Annotated in this window: 12 protein-coding genes and 1 tRNA gene; 3 read left to right on the top strand and 10 right to left on the bottom strand. The window is 66.5% G+C overall.

Going from position 1 to position 17,207, the window contains the following annotated elements; genetic code table 11:
• The first annotated feature begins 16 nt into the window (after window positions 1–16).
• On the top strand, window positions 17–1,249 hold the full coding sequence (locus LK542_RS20575; protein WP_227813393.1) for a sialidase family protein: 1,233 nt from the start codon (window positions 17–19) through the stop codon (window positions 1,247–1,249).
• Here LK542_RS20575 and LK542_RS20570 read toward each other — a convergent pair.
• Complete coding sequence (locus tag LK542_RS20570; RefSeq protein ID WP_227813392.1) at window positions 1,246–1,758, bottom strand: SgcJ/EcaC family oxidoreductase; 513 nt, start codon at window positions 1,756–1,758, stop codon at window positions 1,246–1,248. The genes LK542_RS20575 and LK542_RS20570 overlap by 4 nt on opposite strands.
• Before the next feature lie 167 nt (window positions 1,759–1,925).
• Here LK542_RS20570 and LK542_RS20565 point away from each other — a divergent pair, with 167 nt between their 5' ends.
• Window positions 1,926–2,690 carry a LytTR family DNA-binding domain-containing protein gene (locus LK542_RS20565; protein ID WP_227813391.1) on the top strand — a complete coding sequence of 255 codons (765 nt, stop codon included), beginning with the start codon at window positions 1,926–1,928 and terminating at the stop codon, window positions 2,688–2,690.
• 27 nt (window positions 2,691–2,717) lie between these two features.
• Here the strand turns inward: LK542_RS20565 and LK542_RS20560 are convergent.
• Both LK542_RS20560 and LK542_RS20555 read right to left on the bottom strand, forming a co-directional pair.
• Window positions 2,718–2,791 (bottom strand) — tRNA-Gly (locus LK542_RS20560).
• 93 nt (window positions 2,792–2,884) lie between these two features.
• Complete coding sequence (locus LK542_RS20555; RefSeq protein ID WP_227813390.1) at window positions 2,885–3,625, bottom strand: PEP-CTERM sorting domain-containing protein; 741 nt, start codon at window positions 3,623–3,625, stop codon at window positions 2,885–2,887.
• A gap of 211 nt (window positions 3,626–3,836) precedes the next feature.
• On the opposite strand from LK542_RS20555, the gene LK542_RS20550 reads away from it, so the two are divergent.
• Window positions 3,837–4,019, top strand: coding sequence for a hypothetical protein (locus LK542_RS20550; protein WP_227813389.1), 183 nt, complete (start codon window positions 3,837–3,839; stop codon window positions 4,017–4,019).
• 36 nt (window positions 4,020–4,055) lie between these two features.
• Here the strand turns inward: LK542_RS20550 and LK542_RS20545 are convergent, their stop codons facing one another.
• The 7 genes from LK542_RS20545 to LK542_RS20515 all read right to left on the bottom strand — a co-directional run bounded on the left by LK542_RS20545 (window position 4,056) and on the right by LK542_RS20515 (window position 17,069).
• Window positions 4,056–5,075 carry a TraB/GumN family protein gene (locus LK542_RS20545; RefSeq protein WP_227813388.1) on the bottom strand — a complete coding sequence of 340 codons (1,020 nt, stop codon included), beginning with the start codon at window positions 5,073–5,075 and terminating at the stop codon, window positions 4,056–4,058.
• 120 nt (window positions 5,076–5,195) lie between these two features.
• The gene (locus LK542_RS20540; RefSeq protein ID WP_227813387.1) at window positions 5,196–6,716 is read right to left on the bottom strand and encodes a UdgX family uracil-DNA binding protein; all 1,521 of its coding nucleotides are present in this window, start codon (window positions 6,714–6,716) and stop codon (window positions 5,196–5,198) included.
• Window positions 6,713–7,942 carry a putative DNA modification/repair radical SAM protein gene (locus LK542_RS20535; protein WP_227813386.1) on the bottom strand — a complete coding sequence of 410 codons (1,230 nt, stop codon included), beginning with the start codon at window positions 7,940–7,942 and terminating at the stop codon, window positions 6,713–6,715. The genes LK542_RS20540 and LK542_RS20535 overlap by 4 nt, the downstream gene beginning before the upstream one ends.
• A 263-nt stretch (window positions 7,943–8,205) precedes the next feature.
• On the bottom strand, window positions 8,206–10,965 hold the full coding sequence (locus tag LK542_RS20530; RefSeq protein ID WP_227813385.1) for a pitrilysin family protein: 2,760 nt from the start codon (window positions 10,963–10,965) through the stop codon (window positions 8,206–8,208).
• A 157-nt stretch (window positions 10,966–11,122) separates the two neighbouring features.
• Window positions 11,123–12,667 (bottom strand): tetratricopeptide repeat protein, encoded by a 1,545-nt coding sequence (locus LK542_RS20525; RefSeq protein ID WP_227813384.1) that lies wholly within the window; start codon window positions 12,665–12,667, stop codon window positions 11,123–11,125.
• Between the two features lie 9 nt (window positions 12,668–12,676).
• Window positions 12,677–14,890: a bifunctional diguanylate cyclase/phosphodiesterase gene (locus LK542_RS20520; RefSeq protein WP_227813424.1), complete on the bottom strand. Its 2,214-nt coding sequence runs from the start codon at window positions 14,888–14,890 to the stop codon at window positions 12,677–12,679.
• Between the two features lie 7 nt (window positions 14,891–14,897).
• The gene (locus LK542_RS20515) at window positions 14,898–17,069 is read right to left on the bottom strand and encodes an HDOD domain-containing protein (RefSeq protein WP_227802044.1); all 2,172 of its coding nucleotides are present in this window, start codon (window positions 17,067–17,069) and stop codon (window positions 14,898–14,900) included.
• Window positions 17,070–17,207: the final 138 nt, after the last annotated feature.

Raw genomic sequence — 17,207 nt, 5'->3', positions numbered from 1 at the left:
CCGGAGGGCTCGTCCCATGCGTTGTCATCCCCTTGCCGCCTTGCTGCTCGCCTGCGTACCCGTTCCCGCTTCTTCCTGGGCGGACGCCTGGCTGCCGGTCGTGGAGATCGCCGCCGGCGGCGGAACCAAAGGCCCCTGGCGCCAGAACGATTCGCGCTACGACTACGTGGACGACGGCACCGTCGCCTTCACGCCGGACGGCAAGCTCGCCGTCGCCTGGGCCGACCAGCGCCGCAAGGAGGTGTTGCTGCAGCTGCGCGGCGCCGATGGCCGGGCCTTGTCGGCCCCGGTGGACGTCTCGCGCAGTCCGGACACCTTCTCCTGGATGCCGCGCATTGCCACGAGTGGAGCGGACACCTTGCACCTGCTCTGGCAGGAGATCATCTTCTCGGGCGGCTCGCACGGCGGCGACATCCTCTATGCGCGCTCCCTGGATGGGGGGCGCAGTTTCTCGCGCCCCGTGAACCTGTCGGCCTCGCGTGCCGGCGACGGCAAGGGGCGGCTCGACCGTGCCACCTGGTCGAACGGCAGCCTGGACATCGTGGCGCATCCCGGTGGTGCTGTCCACGGGGCCTGGACCGACTACGAGGGCAGCCTGTGGCTGGCGCGTTCGCCCGACGGCGGACGCAGCTTCGGCGCGCCGCGGCGCATCGCCGGCGACGCGGCCCGTCCGGCGCGGGCGCCGGCATTGGCTGTCGGCGCCGATGGCCACGTCTACCTGGCCTGGACCGTCGGCGAGGATGCAGATGCCGACATCCGCGTCGCGCGTGAGGATGGGAAGCCGGTGCTGGTCGGCGCGCCCGGAGCCCGTGCCGATGCGCCGCGCCTGGCGCTGGACCGGGCCGGCAGGCTGCACCTGGTCTACCTGGAGGGGGCTGGCAAGGGCCAGGCAAGGATCCGCTACGCGCGCGCCGGCAGCGACCTGGTATTCGGCCCGCCGCGGACGCTGTCCGCGCCCGGCGAAGGGGTCGGCGCCCCGCAGCTGGCGCTCGACGCGGATGACAGGCTGCACGTCGCCTGGGACACACCGCCGCACGGCCTGCGCTACACGGTCGATGCGGGAAGCGGTTTCACCCCTCCCCTTGCCGTCCCGGGCAGCGCGGACGCGGGACGCAACGGCAGCCAGCAAGGCCTGCTCGGCAGGAAGCTGGCGGCCGGCGACAGGCTGGTCGCGCTGGTCAACAGCAGCCTGGCACCTAGCCAGGGCAGCCGGGTGTGGCTGATGCGCCGGCGCCTGCCACCCGGTTAAGCCCTGGGCGCGGCGCCCAGCGGCGTGGCGCGCACCGCGAGGAATTCCCAACCGCCGGCCACCGGGCGCACCAGCGCAAAGGTAAAGAACTCGCGCAGCACGCGCTTGCCCCCGGCGCCGTCCGGCATCTCGATCGCTACCTGGGAGTCGACGGCGAACATGTCTCCCAGCGGCTCGATGCGCTGCACGACCGTCCGGTGCGTCATCCCCGCCGGCAGACCGGCAAAGGAACGCGTGAAATGGGCCAGGATCTCCGGCCGGCCCTTGAGCCGGATATCGCGGCCGATGGTCGTCGTGGCGTCAAGCGCATACAGCGCCGCCATTGCGGCGGCATCGCGCCGGTTCCAGACAGCGTCGGACCGGTCGGCCAGCGCCGTCATCACGTTGGCGATCCCGCCGGATGGGGCCGACGGGACGGCGGCAAGGGCGGGGCCGGCGGCCTGCACCGGCAGGACGGCGACGGACACCAGCACGAGGGCGCAGGCATGCATACTCAACAAGCGTTTCATGGATTCTCCAATAGGTCGATGGGCCGCAAGCCCGGGTCTCGGCAGGCCCGGCGCTTGCGGTTAGAATGCCCACTGTATTGACCGTGCCCTGCCCCGGCCAGCATGGTTGCGCCGATCGACACCCCTTTTTCGCGAGTTGCACCCGCATGCCGTTCACGAAGCGTGAAATGAATCCGCCCCTGCTCACCCAGTTGGCAAGCGTCTTCGGCCTGGCGCTGTGCCTTGCGGTGCTCGGCCCCTTCGGCACCTATACCGACCTGAGCGTGCCGGTACGCTATGCCTACTGGATCGGCCTGGTGCTGGTCGGCTACCTGAACATCCTGCTGGCCGCGCATGCGGTGGCGAGCCTGCGGCCCGGCCTGCCCCACCGCTGGACCCTGATGGCCGTGACCCTGGTATCCAGCGTGCCGACCACGCTGGCGGTGGCCTGGGTCGAATCAGTGACGCGGCTGGCGCATTCGGTGCCGCTGTCGGTCTTCCCCCGCGTGTACGGCTGCGTCGCGCTGATCCAGCTGGTGATGCTGCTGTTCCTGACCCGGCTGCAGCCTTCGCTGTCGGCCCTGCTGCTACGTCGGGAGCAGGCGGATTCACCCGCACCGGTAGCTGTTCCTGAGGCCACCCCTGCCTTTTACCGGCGCATCCCTCCGCACCTCGGCCAGGAATTGCTGGCCTTGAGCGCCGAAGACCACTACCTGCGCATCATCACGGCCGCCGGCTCGGACCTGATCCTGATGCGCTTTGCCGACGCGCTGGCCGAACTGGGCGACAGCGCCGGCCTGCAGGTGCACCGCAGCTGGTGGGTGGCGCATGGCGCGGTGCGCTCGCTCGGCCGCGACAAGGGGCGCCTGTCGCTCACGCTGCACAATGGGCTGGAGGTGCCGGTCAGCCGCACGTACGCTGCAGCAGTGCGCGCAACTGGTGTGTCGGCATGAAGGAATCAGGTCGGGGAAGAGGGGGACTGGAGCGGGTGAAGGGAATCGAACCCTCGTCGTAAGCTTGGGAAGCTTCTGCTCTACCATTGAGCTACACCCGCGTGAATTCGCATTCTACGCGGCATATCGCTTGTTTGACAAATTCTCAAGCCCGCACGGCCTGAAACGCCGCGCGGGCAAGCCGAAGGGATCGCTCAGGCCTGCTGCTTGCGACGGCGTGCGGCGGCTAGGCCGGCGGCGCCGAGACCGAGCAGCGCGAAGACGCCTGGTTCCGGCACGTCGGCCGATTGCGCACCGACTTGCACATTGATGGCGCTGCGTCCCAGTTCATCGCCCTGGCCGTTATACGCGACCAGCGCGAAGCTGTACTGACCGTTGGCGTTCGGGTTGAACGCGCCCGGCGGCGGCGCCACGAAGAAGGAAGGCGTGGCCAGGTAGCCGAACAGCAGGTTCTGGGAATCCTGCTTGGTAGCGGCTGCCGAACCGCCTGCGCCGAACGGGAAGATCGCGCTCAGGTTGAGCACGCCCAGTTGCGCCTCGTCGGTATCGGTGCCGGCATCGAAGTCGTACAGGAGCTTGAAAGTCAGGCCGCTATCCTCGATCGAGTCCTGGTCGACCTGGATGTAATAGCCGATGTTCCAGGTCGAGCCATTCAGGCCGCTAGGCGAGGTCGTAGTACCCGGGTTGGCGAAGAAGGTGCCCTGCTCGTCATTTTCCAGGTTGGGACCGCTGAAACGCTGGTGTGCCGTCAGCCCCAACAGGAAGCCTTCACGGAAAGTAATGGCGCTAGCATCGTTGGGAATGCCCGAGCCGCCATAGGTCGCTTGCGGCAGCGGACCGAAAACCGAGAACTCCGGGGTGATGGGGCCGGCGGTAGCGAAGGCCGACATGGCGCCCAGCAGCAGGGTCAGGGTAAGACGGGATACGGTGTTCATTGAATCTCCTTAAGCATTAATGCAGGATATCGAGCAAAAACCGTGCCCGCAATTTACTAAAAGAAATTAACATTTAGAAACAAAGATTTAGCCGGTGCTATATTTTCTGCATCTGCTTCATCTTGTTTCACTGTAAAGCTTTTCGACAACCTGTACCCGGCGCTTCACCCGACTGCTCGACCGTATAGCCCTGGCTGCGAGTGCCGCCACCATGCCCTTCGGATCGAAGATATCCCTGATCGGCAATAGCGCGAAGGTCAAGGCATTGCGTTTCAGCGCGCTTTCCACGGAAGTCACCCACAGCGGCTTCAAGCGCGGGCGTACCGACTGGAAGTTCCGGTCCTTGCGCACCGCGGCCCTGCTCAGAATCACGTCACGACAGCTTTCTTCCTGATCGAATAGTCTGGCACTGCATCAAACAGGCTGGTCCTCAGTCCGGCTCTTCAACCCGGTAGCCCTTCGCCGCCAGCGCCGGAATCACGCCGTTCGGATCGAGGATGTCCTTGATCGTCATGAGCGCAAAAGTAGACGTATTGGTGGCGAGCGCATTTTCTGCCGCGGCTAGCCACTTTTGTCGCATCAGCGAGCGCATGTTCCTGAATGCAGGCTCGTTGTCGAATACCGCGCTGTCGAAGACGCTGCTGAAACAGGCTTGCTCGCGCTCGACGAAATCGAGCTTGCGCATCTCGTCCAGGTTGCCCCTGGCCCAGGCATTTGCACGTGCGCTAGCCTCGGCAATGTCGGTCTCGAGCGTAGCCATGGTTTTAGACAGGCAGGCGACGTCGTTGAGCGGCGTCTTCTTGAAATTCTTGAGCATGGCCCCCGCATTGTCCATTGGCAGGTCGACGACCGAGTTCGTCGTTTTCAGCTTGTTTTTCTTGATCAGTTCCTGGATGCGATTACGCACGGCTTCGTCGTTATCCAGGTCGGCCTGCTTGCGGGCGGCACGCGCCAGTGCCTGGGCCGCGAATATCGGACGCTCGCGCTCCGCGTCTCTGTTGTTCGGCATGTATTTGGTCTTCAGTTCCGTCCAGCGCGCATACTCCTCTGGCGGCATGAGGTCGCGCAACTGCGCGCCGTCGGGGTTCTTGCGTATCCCGATCAGGGACGGCAGCAGGGTCAAGCCCTTGAAAAATCCCGGCGAGGCGGTGGCGCCCGGTGGCGCCAGGTATTCCTGCGAGCGCCCGATCACCGCTTCGACCTGCTGGGAACGCCATTCCATTTTCTTTGGCAGCGGTGCATAGGTTCCGAACACCCACAGCACATGGTCTCCCTTCGAAATCTTCCACATGCCGGGGCCGGGCTTCTGGCCGACCACCAGGATCTGCTCGGGCGCGGGCGCGTCGGCGACTGCCGCAGGAGGCGCGGTTTCGGCAGGGGTGGACTGGGCCCAGGAAGGCGCGGCCCACAGGGCCAGGCACAGCGTGGGCAGAAGCGCGAGTTTCAGCATCAGGACTTCCTTGTTGTTGGTTGTCCGTCAAGCTTAGCTCTGCAATATGAGCGAATACTTAAGGATGAGGGTGCGCCCGCATTTCATGCGCGCGGCATCTTGTATGCATGCGACGCCGCTTCATTCCGGTTCCGGCACGTCCGGCCGCTCGAGCAGCTCGTAGGCCAGCTTCAAACCCTTCACCATCACCGAAAAGGCTTCGTGCTTGGACGCTTCATCCGGCACCCGCAGCACGTAGGAAGGGTGGTAGATGGTCACCACCCAGCAGCCATCCACCCGCACCGGCTTGCCAAGGAAGTCCTTCAGGGTCACCGTGCCCTTGCGCATGACGGACTTCAGCGCCGTGGAGCCCATCGCCACGATGACCTTCGGCTTGACCGCCGCCAGTTCCTTTTCCAGCCAGTAGTGGCAGGCCTCGACCTCGCGCTGGGCCGGGGTCTTGTGCAGGCGGCGTTTGCCGCGCGGCTCCCATTTGAAATGCTTGACGGCGTTGGTGAGGTAGATGGCCTTGCGGTCGACCTGGGCTTCTGCGAACACGCGGTCGAGCAGCTTGCCGGCCGGGCCGACGAAGGGCTTGCCGGCCAGGTCTTCCTGGTCGCCCGGTTGCTCGCCCACGATCATGATCGGCGAACGCTTCGAGCCTTCCCTTCCCACCGCCTGGGTGGCGTACTGCCACAGCTCGCAGCGCCGGCACTCGTCCAGCTTGGACGGCTGCTCGCGGTCCGGCTGCGCCGCCTCGGCGCTGATCGGGATGGTGGCGCCGCTGCGCCGCCCCACCGCCTGTACCTGGCCGATCTTGCGGGCGCCGAGTTCGGCCTGGCTGACCAGGGAAGGCACGATGGCGCCTTCCGGCAGGTTCTTCCAGAAGCGCGACGGGATGTGGCTCTGCATCAGCTGGGCATTGACGCGCGCCGGGTTGAAGATGCTGCGGTAATAAGTGAGCCAGAGCGCTTCGCCGGCGTCGTCGAGGTCGGCCGCGCTCGACATCAGGGGTCCGGTATTGTGCAGGGTATTCCCGTCCCACAGCACGCTGGCGTCGGGCGTGGCGATCATCCAGCTGACCTTGCCCATGCGGGCCACGAAATGCTGGGCCACCTGCGGCAGCACGTCGTGGCGCGGCTCGAACCAGGCCACGAAGCGCGGCGGGCCGGCATCGATGGGACGCTCGCGGAATCGGATGTAGGCATGCATGTCGTGCTCCTCGCGGCGCACCGCCTTGACCATGCCGTGCAGGCGGCTGCCGTCCGGGTCGGCGGGCGACTGCACGTCGTGCTCGCCCCGGGTCCAGCGCCACAGGACGCGGTACAGGAAGGCCCAGCGGTCCGGGGCACGGAAGCAGGCGGCTTTCTGCAGCATCTCCATCAGGGCGCGCGGCACGCGCGGGGACGAACCCGGATTGGCAGGTCGCGGCGGTTGCGACGATTGCAATGGTGGGTTGCCCGCATTATCGTCCGGCCCAGCCGCAGGGGGCGCACCCGAGAACAGGTCGCCTCCCTCAGGCGTGCCCCAGCTCACCGCCTCGGGCGGCACGCCCGCCTTGAGCAGTTCGCGCGCCGCCTCGCGCCACTCGGCGAAGTCGCTCACCGCCAGCGGCTGGCCGCTGGCGGCGACGAAGCTTGCCGCGGCGGCGCCAGGGCTCATGCCGCCTGCAGTTCCGGCCACAGGTTCATCTGCTCGGGCGCGTCGGCCAGGTGGCGCCGGAGGATGTGGGAGCTGGCCGCGTCCTGCGCCGGCCTGTAGTCGGCGGTGACGATGAAGGGGGCCAGCTTCTTCATGCTGCAGCGCAGGCGCGACAGGTCTTCCCAGCGGATACGGCGGATGCGGCGCAGCTCGACGATGCGCTTGGCATTGCGGATGCCGATGCCCGGCACGCGCGCGATCATGGTCTCGTCGGCGCGGTTCAGGTCGAGCGGGAAGTGCTCGCGGTTGGACAGGGCCCAGCCGAGCTTTGGGTCGACGTCGAGCGACAGGTTGCCGGATTGCGGCATCAGCTCGCCCGCCGTGAAGCCATAGCCGCGCAGCAGGAAGTCGGCCTGGTACAGGCGGTGCTCGCGCAGCAGCGGCGGCGGAGCGAGCGGCACGCTCTTGGGGCTCTGCGGGATCGGGCTGAAGGCCGAGTAGTACACGCGCTTGAGTTTATAGCTGCCGTACAGGGTCTCGGCCGTGTTCAGGATGGTGTGGTCGTCGCTGCTGTCGGCGCCGACGATCATCTGGGTGCTCTGCCCTGCCGGCGCGAAGTTCGGCGCCTTTGGCTCCTCCGCCTTTTCGTCCAGCTTGCGGCGGATCGAGCCCATCGCCAGCTTGATGGTGTGGACGTTCTTTTCCGGCGCCAGGCGGGTCACGCTGTCGTGGGTCGGCAGCTCGATGTTGACGGACAGGCGGTCGGCCCAGCGGCCCGCTTCCTCGATCAGCAGCGGGTCGGCATCGGGAATCGTCTTGAGGTGGATGTAGCCGCGGAACTTGTGCACCTCGCGCAGCTGGCGCGCCACGGCCACCAGCTGCTCCATGGTGTAGTCGGCCGACTGGATGATGCCCGAGCTCAGGAACAGGCCGTCGATGTAGTTGCGGACGTAGAAATCATGGGTGAGCTTGACCACTTCCTCGACCGAGAAGCGGGCACGCGGCACGTTCGAGCTGCGGCGGTTGATGCAGTACTGGCAGTCGTAAATGCAGAAATTGGTGAGCAGGATCTTGAGCAGCGAGACGCAGCGGCCGTCGGGCGTGTAGCTGTGGCAGATGCCCATGCCGGTGGTGGCGCCGAACCCGTCCTTGTCCTCGGACGAGCGTTTCGGCGCGCCACTGCTGGCGCAGGACGCATCGTATTTCGCGGCGTCGGCCAGGATTTCTAGCTTGTCGGTAAGTTCCATCGCGATGCCTGAACTGTATGGGCATACAGTATACTATCGCGCGCGTAGGTACAGGGCGACCGGAGTCAAGTGTGCGGGCGTGTCGGCGGTTCAAAGCTGGGACAGCACCAAAAATATCCGGGTCGTACGTAGGGTGGGCGGCTCGTGATCTGGTCCACTGGACCAGATCACCCCACGCGTTCAAACGTGGCGAGATTAGCCCGTTCGTCGCATTGACCGCTAACGATCACCGCGTGGGCGGGAAGACCCGCCCACCCTACCGATCAGCGAATCGGCTTGCCATCCGCATCCACGACGCTGACCTCACCCCAGCCGAGCGAGCGGACACCCGCCTCGATCTTGCGCAGGTCGCCGATCACCATCCACACCACCTCGTCCGGCTTGATGAACTTGGACGACGCCGTCCCCAGCTGCTGCGGGGTCAGGGCGCGCACGTTCGACGCGTACTTGTTCCAGTAGTCGTCCGCCAGTCCCAGATTGACGGTCGACAGGCCCGCCGATTCCAGCGCGTCCAGGGTGCTGAAGCGGCCCGGCAGGCGTGCGGTCACGTTGCGCATGATGCTTTCGTACTCGGTGCCCACCAGCGGACGCTCGCCCGCTACGCCGCGCAGCTCTTTCTGCACTTCGCGCATCGCCTCGATGGTCTTATCGGTCTGTACCGGCGCGATCACGATGAAGGGACGCTGGCCGCGCACTTCGGTCAGGCGCGCCTGGGTGCCGTAGCTCCAGTGCTTGTCGAGGCGCAGGTTGCGGTTCAGGCGCGAAGTCGCGATGCCGCCGAAGTTGGCCATCACCGGTTCCATCGCCAGGTCTTCCGGTTGGCCGTAGGCCTGCGACACGTGGGTCGCGACGATGGTCGACTGCGGCGCGTTCGGCTTGTCGACCAGGATCAGGCGCTTGCCCTGGGTCGGCGGCACGACCGCCATCTGCTTGCCTGGCGCCGCGCCCTGCGGCCACTTGCCGAAGCTCGCTTCCAATGCCGGCAGGAGCTTGTCCATGGTGGTGTCGCCGGCAACCACGATGGTGGCGCTGCCCGGCTTGAACCAGGTGGCGTGCCAGGCGGCCAGGTCTTCACGGTTCAGGCCCTGCACGCTGCCCTCATAGCCGCTGGCCGGCTTGCCGTAGGCGTGTTCAGCGCCATAAAGCACCGAGGGCACCAGGCGCATGGCCAGGCTGTTCGGCTGGGCCTTCTCCTGGCCGATCTGGGCAATGCGGCGGCTCTTCGACAGCGTGAACTGGTCTTGCGGGAAGCTTGGGCTGAGGGCCGCTTCCGCCATCAGCGCCAGGGAGGGGGCGAGGTTGGCGCTGGTGCCCTGCAGGCGCACATAGGACATGTCCTGGCCGGTGCCGGTGGACAGGCGCGCGCCCAGGTTTTCCAGCGCATCCGACAGCGCGAAAGCGTCGCGCGTTTTCGTTCCCTTGTCCAGCAGGTCGAGGGCCAGCGAAGCGGCGCCGGCCTTGGCGGCGCTGTCGGATGCCGCGCCGGCGTCGATCGCCAGCGCGACGTTGAAGATCGGCGCCGAGTGGCGCTCCAGCAGCACCACCTTCAGGCCGTTCTTCAGCTGCGCGCGCTGCAATACCGGGAACTTGACCTCGGGCGCGTCGCCCAGGCTCGGGAGGACCTTGCGGTCGATGGTCGACTTGGCGGCGGCCAGCTTGGGCGCCGGACGCACCGTCATCGTGTAGTGGTTGGCGCGCAGCCAGCGGTTGGCGGCAAGCTTGACGTCTTGCGGGCTGCTGGTGGCGAAGACCTCGAGGCGGTCGAGGTAGGCGTCCGGTTTGCCGCCATAGGTCATGCTCTCGGCCAGCACGTCGGAACGGCCGCCGAAGCCGCCCAGGCGCTCCAGGCTGCGCGAGAAGTCGGCCAGGTCGCTGGTCTTCACGCGCTTGAGTTCAGCGTCCGTCAGGCCCTTGTCCAGCAGCTCGGCCAGCACGCGCTCCATCTCGCGTTCCACTTCCATCGGATCGGCGCCCGGCTTGACGGTGACGATGAGGTTGAAGGTGCTGCCCAGTTCCGCATCGTTGACGCCGGCCGAGACGCTGGTCGCCAGGCCCTTGTCGTAGACCAGGCGCTTGGTCAGGCGCGCGCTCTTGGAGCCGGCCAGCACACCGGCCAGCAGGTTCAGGCGCGCGGTGTCGGCGTCCTTCCATGTCGAGGCGTGCCAGGCGCGGTAGATGCGCACCTGCGGCACCTGGTCTTCCATCTCGTCGCGGATGTTGCGGTCCAGTTGCGGAATCCATTTTTCGGTACGCGGCAGCGCCGGTCCCGGCGGGATCGCGCCGAAGTATTTGTTGACCAGTTCAAGGGCGCGCTCCGGGGTGATGTCGCCGGCCAGCGAGATCACCGCATTGTTCGGGCCGTAATAGGTGCGGTACCACTCCTTGATGTCTTCCAGCGAGGCGGCCTGCAGGTCTTCCATGCTGCCGATGGGCGACCACGAGTACGGGTGCGAATACGGGTACATCTTGGCCGAGATTTCCTGCCACACGCGGCCATAGGGCTGGTTCTCGCCCTGGCGCTTCTCGTTCTGCACCACGCCGCGCTCGCGCTCGAGCATCTCTTTCGAGATGTAGTTGCCGAGGAAGCCCATGCGGTCCGATTCCAGGAACAGGGTACGCTCGAGCGCCGACACCGGCACGTCTTCGAAGAAGTTGGTGCGGTCGGTATTGGTGGTGCCGTTGCGGTTGTTCGCGCCCAGGTCGTCCATCGCTTCGCGGAAGCCGTGCGGGTAGTTCTCGGAACCGTTGAAGAAGAAGTGCTCGAACAGGTGGGCGAAGCCGGTCTTGCCGCGCTTCTCGTTGCGCGAACCGACGTGGTACCACATGTTCACGCCCACCACCGGCACGCTGTGGTCGGTGTGGACCAGCAGGGTTAGGCCGTTGGGCAGCACGAACTTTTTATGCTCGATGCTGTAGGCCTTGCGGTCGAATTTGAGTGGCGCGGTGGTCGGTGCGGCGGCGTGGGAAGGCAGCGCTGCTGCGGCTGCGAGACCGAGCAGGAAGGGGATGGCGAGTTTTTTCATGGGCGTCTCGTGGACAGTTGTTGTATGTATGCGTCCCGTCCGATCACGCGCCGGTTGACCGCGTGGGCGGAAACCCGCCCACCCTACAATAAACAATGAGCTGACGCCAGCAGAAATAGGTACATACGTAGGGTGGGCGGCTATGCCGCCCACGCGGTCAGGAAAACGACTGCGCCTGCGCCAGCAACTGCGGCTCCATGCGCGCCGAGATCTTCTTCAGGTAGCTTGACGCCGCCGCCACGCCGGCGCCGCCGGCGCGCTGCAGCCACGCATAGGCCTCGACAAGGTCGCGCTGCACGCCCTGCCCCGCCGAGTACATCACGCCGAGGTTGAACTGCGCCCGCGCGTGTCCCTGGCGCGCCGCGCACAGGTACCAGAAATGGGCCGCTTCGTAGTCGCGCTCGATGCCCTTGCCGCAGTCATGGCGCAGGCCCAGCTCGAACTGCGCCAGCGCGTGTCCCTGGTCGGCCGCCTTGTGGAACCACTCGGTTGCCTCGCGTGGATCGGCGTAGTCGGCGCGGTCCAGCAGGGTGCCCACCATGTACTGGGCCGGCGCGTAATCCTGGGTAGCCGCGCGCCGGTACCACTCGAGCGCCTGGGCTTCGTCGCGCGCCACGCCGACGCCGCCCTCGTAGCGCAGGCCGAGGTCGAACTGGGCGCGCAGGTGGCCCTGCTCGGCCGCCTTGCGGTACCAGTGCACTGCCTGGCTTGGGTCGTTCGGCACGCCGCTGCCGGCGTCATACAGCTGGCCGAGGTGGTACTGGGCCGACGGCATGCCCTGCTCGGCCGCCTGGCGGTACCAGTGCGCTGCCCTGGCCGCATCGCGTTCGACGCCCTGCCCGTGCTCGTAGCGCACGCCGAGGTTGTCCTGGGCGCCGGCGTGGCCCTGTTCGGCCGCGCGGCGGTACCAGTGCAGGGCCAGCGTTTCGTCGCGCGGCACGCCGTGGCCGCTGTCGTGGATCAGGGCCAGGTTGAACTGGGAACTGGCGTGGTTCTGTTCGGCGGCGCGGCCGTACCACAGGACCGCGAGGGCGCTGTCCTGCTCGACGTCCTGGCCCTTGTCGTAGCGCAGGCCCAGGTTGAACTGCGCCGGCGCGTGGCCCTGTTCGGCGGCCTTGCGGAACCAGTCGATCGCCTGGCTTCCATTGGAGCGCAGGGCGAGGCTGAACTGCGAGCGCGCATAGCCCTGCTCCGCGGCGCGGCGGTACCACATCGTGGCGGCATCCTGGTCCTGGGGCACGCCCTTGCCGGTCTCGTACATCATGCCGAGGTTGTGCTGGGCGCCGGGCTCGCCCTGGTCGGCGGCCTGGCTGAACCAGTGCAGCGCCTGCCCGACGTCGCTCTGCACGCCCTGGCCCTTGGCATACAGCCAGCCCAGGTTGTACTGGGCCGGCGCGTAGCCCTGTTCGGCGGCGCGGCGGTACCAGTAGGCGGCCTGGCCGTAGTCCTGGGCCACGCCCTGCCCCTTCTGGTACATCACGCCGAGGTTGTACTGCGCCAGTTCGAGGTCGGCGCTGGCCGCCATGCGGTACCAGGCCACCGCCAGCTCGTAGTTGCGAGGCACTCCCTGGCCGCTGGCGTACATGAAGCCCAGGCTGTGCTGGGCGCTCGGCACGCCGCGCTCGGCCATCCCTTTCACGCGCAGGAATTCTGCGGTGTGGCGACCTTCGAGGTCGCCCGGCTGGGCAGGGATGTCGAGCATGATGGCGGTTTATGCCTGGATGGCTCGCAGGCCGAACAGGGTCGGCTGGGTGCGCAGCGACTTCATGAATTCGCCCAGCGGGATCGGGCGGTAGTACAGGTAGCCCTGCATCGTCATGCAGCCGTTGGCGCGCAGGTAGCGCGCCTGTTCCTCGGTCTCGACGCCTTCCGCGATCAGGTTCAGGCCCAGGCCGCGCGCGATCGAGATGATCGCCAGGATCACCGGATAGTGGCCGCCCTCTTCGTGGATCTCCTTGACAAAGGACTGGTCGATCTTGACGGTGTGGATCGGGAAGCGGTGCAGGTAGGACAGCGACGAGTAGCCGGTGCCGAAGTCGTCGATCGCCACCGACACGCCGAGCTGGCACAGCTTGTTCAGCTGCTCGATCGCGTACTGCGGATTGCGGATGCAGATGTTCTCGGTGATCTCGACTTCGATCTGGCCCGGCGCGATCCCATAGCGCACCAGCGCGTTGCGCATCTTTTCGAAGAAGTCGCCGCGGTCCAGGTATTGCGGCGACAGGTTGAGCGACAGGCGCACGTGGTCGGTGCCGGAGGCGTTCCACTGCAGCATGTCGCGGCACAGGGCGCCAATCATCCAGTCCGAGATCGGCAGCATCAGGCCGTTCTCTTCCGCAAACGGCAGGAACTCGCCGGCCGACAGCAGGCCGCGGGTCGGGTGGTTCCAGCGCATCAGGGCTTCGGCGCCGACGATGCGGCCGGTGAGCGCATCGATCTGCGGCTGGTAGTACATCTCGAGTTCGTCCTGCTCGAGCGCGCGGCGCAGCGCCTGTTCGAGGGCGATCTTCTGGTGCGAAATGTCCAGCATCGAGGTGTGGTAGAAGCTGTGGCCGTTCTTGCCCTGGGCCTTGACCTGGTACATCGCAATGTCGGCGTGGCGCAGCAGCTCGTCGATCGATTCGCCGTCGGTCGGGTAGATCGCGATGCCGATCGAGGCCGAGATGTGCACTTCATGGCCGTCCAGGTCGAAGGGACGCTGCAGGGTCTCAAGGAACTTGTCGGCGATGACGCGCGCGTCGTCGCGGTCGCGCAGCTCCGGCAGCACGATGGTGAATTCGTCGCCGCCCTGGCGCGCCAGGGTGTCGCCCTTGCGCAGGCAATCCTTGAGGCGCGTCGCGGCCTGCTGCAGCAGCTCGTCGCCCTTCACGTGGCCGAGGGTGTCGTTGACCAGCTTGAAGCGGTCGAGGTCGATGAACATCACCGCCAGCTCGGTCTTCTTGCGCTTGGCCTGGATTACCGCCAGGCCCAGGCGATCCTTGAACAGGATGCGGTTCGGCAGGTCGGTCAGGATGTCGTGGTAGGCCTGGTAGGAGATGACCTCTTCGGCGCGCTTGCGGTCGGTGATGTCGCGCGCCACGCCGTAGGTGCCGAAGAACTCGAGCTTCTTCACTTCCTGGTCGGGCACGTGCATGCCGATCGCGTTCAGCGAGATCGTCATCAGGGTATTGTTGAAGGTGCGGTCCTGGCTGTTCCCGCCGCGGCACTTGAGGCGCAGTTCGACGTTGCGCGAGGCGCGTTCGTCGACGCGGCGCTCGTTGAAGACGTAGCGCGCGCGTTCCAGGTCTTCTTCATGCACCAGCACCGAGTAGTGCTTGCCGAGCAGCTCGTCGCGCGAATAGCCCAGCAGCTGGTAGGCGCGGTCGTTCACGAAGGTGAAGCGGCCTTCGTGGTTCAGCGTGTAGATGATGTCCGGCGACGAGTCCACCAGGTAGCGGTACATCTTCTCCGAGTTTTCCAGCTGGGTGGCCATGCGCTGGTTTTCCAGCGCCAGGCGGCGGCCCTTGAGCGCGTTGGCGACGGTGGCCAGCAGCTCTTCGCGCGAATAGGGCTTGCGCAGGTAGTCGTAGGCGCCGCGCTTGAGCGCGCCGATCGCCGCGTCGATGCCGACTTCGCCGCTCATCACGATCACGTCGGCGTTGATGCCCTTCTCGTTGATGAAGTCCATGATCTCGTGGCCGCCGATGTCGGGCAGGCGCAGGTCGAGCAGGACCAGGTCGAAGCGCAGGCGCGACAGGTGGGCCAGGGCTTCGCTGCCCGAGCTGGCGGTGGTCAGCTGGTAGCCGCGGTCGCGCAGCAGTTCGTACAGCGAGGAGAGCAGGCGCGGCTCGTCGTCGACCAGCAGCAGGCGCGGCTGGCTGTCGGTTTCCAGGGACGGGGAGTAGGGAGACGGATCGCCGGGAAACAGGGCGTTTTGCGCGTTCATCATCACTTTATGCGGATCCCAGCGCGCGGGCCGGCAGCGCGACAGGCTCACCAAAACCCGTGCCGGCGCCGGACCACGCCGGCAGGAGAATTTCGAATGCAGTGCCGCTGCGGCCGCTGCGGCAGGCGATATGGCCGCCCAGTTTCTTGACCAGGCTGTGGACGATCGACAGGCCCAGGCCATGGTGGGCGCCGTCCTTGGTGCTCTTCACCGGCGAGAACAGGTGGGCCAGCACTTCGCGCGACAGGCCGGGGCCGTTGTCGCTGACGACCAGCTCCAGGTACAGCTGGCGCTCGCGGTTTACATGGCCGCGGTTGACGATCTCGATCCGGCCGCCGTTGGCGCCGAGGGCCTCGATCGCGTTCTTCACCAGGTTCACCAGGATCTGCTTGAGCACGTCGGCGTCGCCCTCGATGCGGGTCGCTTCCTCGTGCATGGTGACCAGGATGTCCACCGAGCTCGGTACGAAGCCGGTACTGCGGAACAGGCGCTGCACCTCGTCCACCACCTTGGCGACGTCGGTCGGCATCGGGCCCGATTCGGTCGGCTTCAGGTCGGCCAGGCTGGAGACCAGCTGGCCGACGCGGTCGATCTCCTCGTTCAGGATCGACATCTCGGTGTTCACCGGTTCCTGGCGCGCCAGCTTGCTGTCGAGGACACTCAGGTAGTTCTTGATGATCGACAGCGGGTTGTTCACCTCGTGCACCACGCGGCGCGAGGCCTCGCGGTATTCCTCGGCCACGTGGGCCAGCTGTCGTTTTGCATGGCCGCGTTCGGACAGCATGTTTTCCAGCGCGCCGGCGGCCTGCGCCCCGAAGGACTGCATGAAGCGCTCGCGCCGCTGGCAGTACGGGATCTGCCAGTTGGCGATACCGCCGATCAGCACACCCAGGCAGCGCGCGCCGGCGACCAGCGGCACGCAGACCATGCTCTCGGTGCCGAGCATGCGCAGCAGCTGTTCTTCGGCCAGGCCAAGCGGGCTGCCGTCCTGGGGTTCGCGTCCGATGAAGGCGGGACGGCGCTCCAGTGCGCTCTTGGCGATCGCGCCGCCCTTGGCGAGCGGCACGGCGAATTCGGCGATGCGCTGGCTGCCCTGGGTGGGCGCGCCGACCAGGGCGTGGCCGGTCGGGTTCTCGAGCAGGACCACGGCATTGCCGAAGTCGAACAGGATGCGGGCCGAGCGCGTCATCGCTTCCAGCAGGCCGTTTTCTCCCTGCTGGCGCGCGAAGCTCTGGCCCACTTCCGACACCAGCACCATGTTGCGCACTTCTTCGGACAGGCGCTGCTGCACCGGGTCGAGCGCGGGCGGCGCATAGGCCGGCGGCGCGGGGATGTCGTCGGCTCCGGTGAGGTCGATGCCGAGGTGGGCGGCGGCCTTGTCGACCTGGCGCGCGGCGCCGGCGAGCATCTGGGCCGCCTGCTCGCCGTCGATGCCGCACAGGGCCGCGGCTTCACTGACCAGCTGCTCGTCATGCGGATGGCTGGACAGCACGTGGGCGAGGCGCACGATGCGGATCAGCGGATGGGCCGACTCCAGGCGCTCGCTCGGCTCGTGGTGGTACAGCACCGCGTCGGCCAGGAAGGAATCGAGCTGCCAGCGCTCGATCAGCCAGGCGCCGGCCTCGGTGTGGGTGATCTGCAGCGTGCGCTGCTCGACGGCGCACAGGTCTTCGTCGTCGCGCGCCGTGAAGTTGAAGGCGTATTCCTTGGGCGCGGTGGCCAGCAGCGCCAGGCGGCCGACGTTGTGCAGCAGGCCGGCGAGATAGGCTTCTTCCAGGTGCGGATACTCGACGGTGCGCGCGATTTCCTTCGCGATCACGGCCGTGCTCAGCGAGTTCTTCCAGAAGGCGCGCAGGTCGGTGCTGCCCGAATGGGGGAAGTTGTTAAAGGTCTGGAATACCGAGTCGCTGATCACCAGCGTCTTGATCATGTCGGTGCCGAGGGCGACCAGGGACTGCTCGAGATTGACGTTGCGGTGATGGCGCTGGTAGGCGGAGCTGTTCGCGACCGCCAGCAGCTTGCCGGTCATGCCGGCATCCTTCGAGATCAGGGCTGCCAGCTCCGGCATGCCCAGGTCGTCGGCCTGCAGGTGTTCGATGAGACGCACGAGGATCTGCGGCATGGCCGGCAGACGTGCAATCAGCAGACGATTGCGGATATCCTGATCCGATTGTTGCATGGTCTCAAACGTGGCCGCTTGTCGAGGGTTGTCCAGGCATCCCAGGACGGGGCTGCCACAAGGTCTTGCTCGTTTATCTACCAAACAGAACAATGTTTCGACGTTTGCTCTGGGCACGAAAAACTTATCTTAGCATAT

Source organism: Massilia sp. IC2-477, from assembly GCF_020707265.1.
Lineage (GTDB): Bacteria > Pseudomonadota > Gammaproteobacteria > Burkholderiales > Burkholderiaceae_D > Telluria.
Note: the sequence above shows the minus strand (reverse complement) of the source record. Positions and strands in the feature narration are given on the sequence as shown.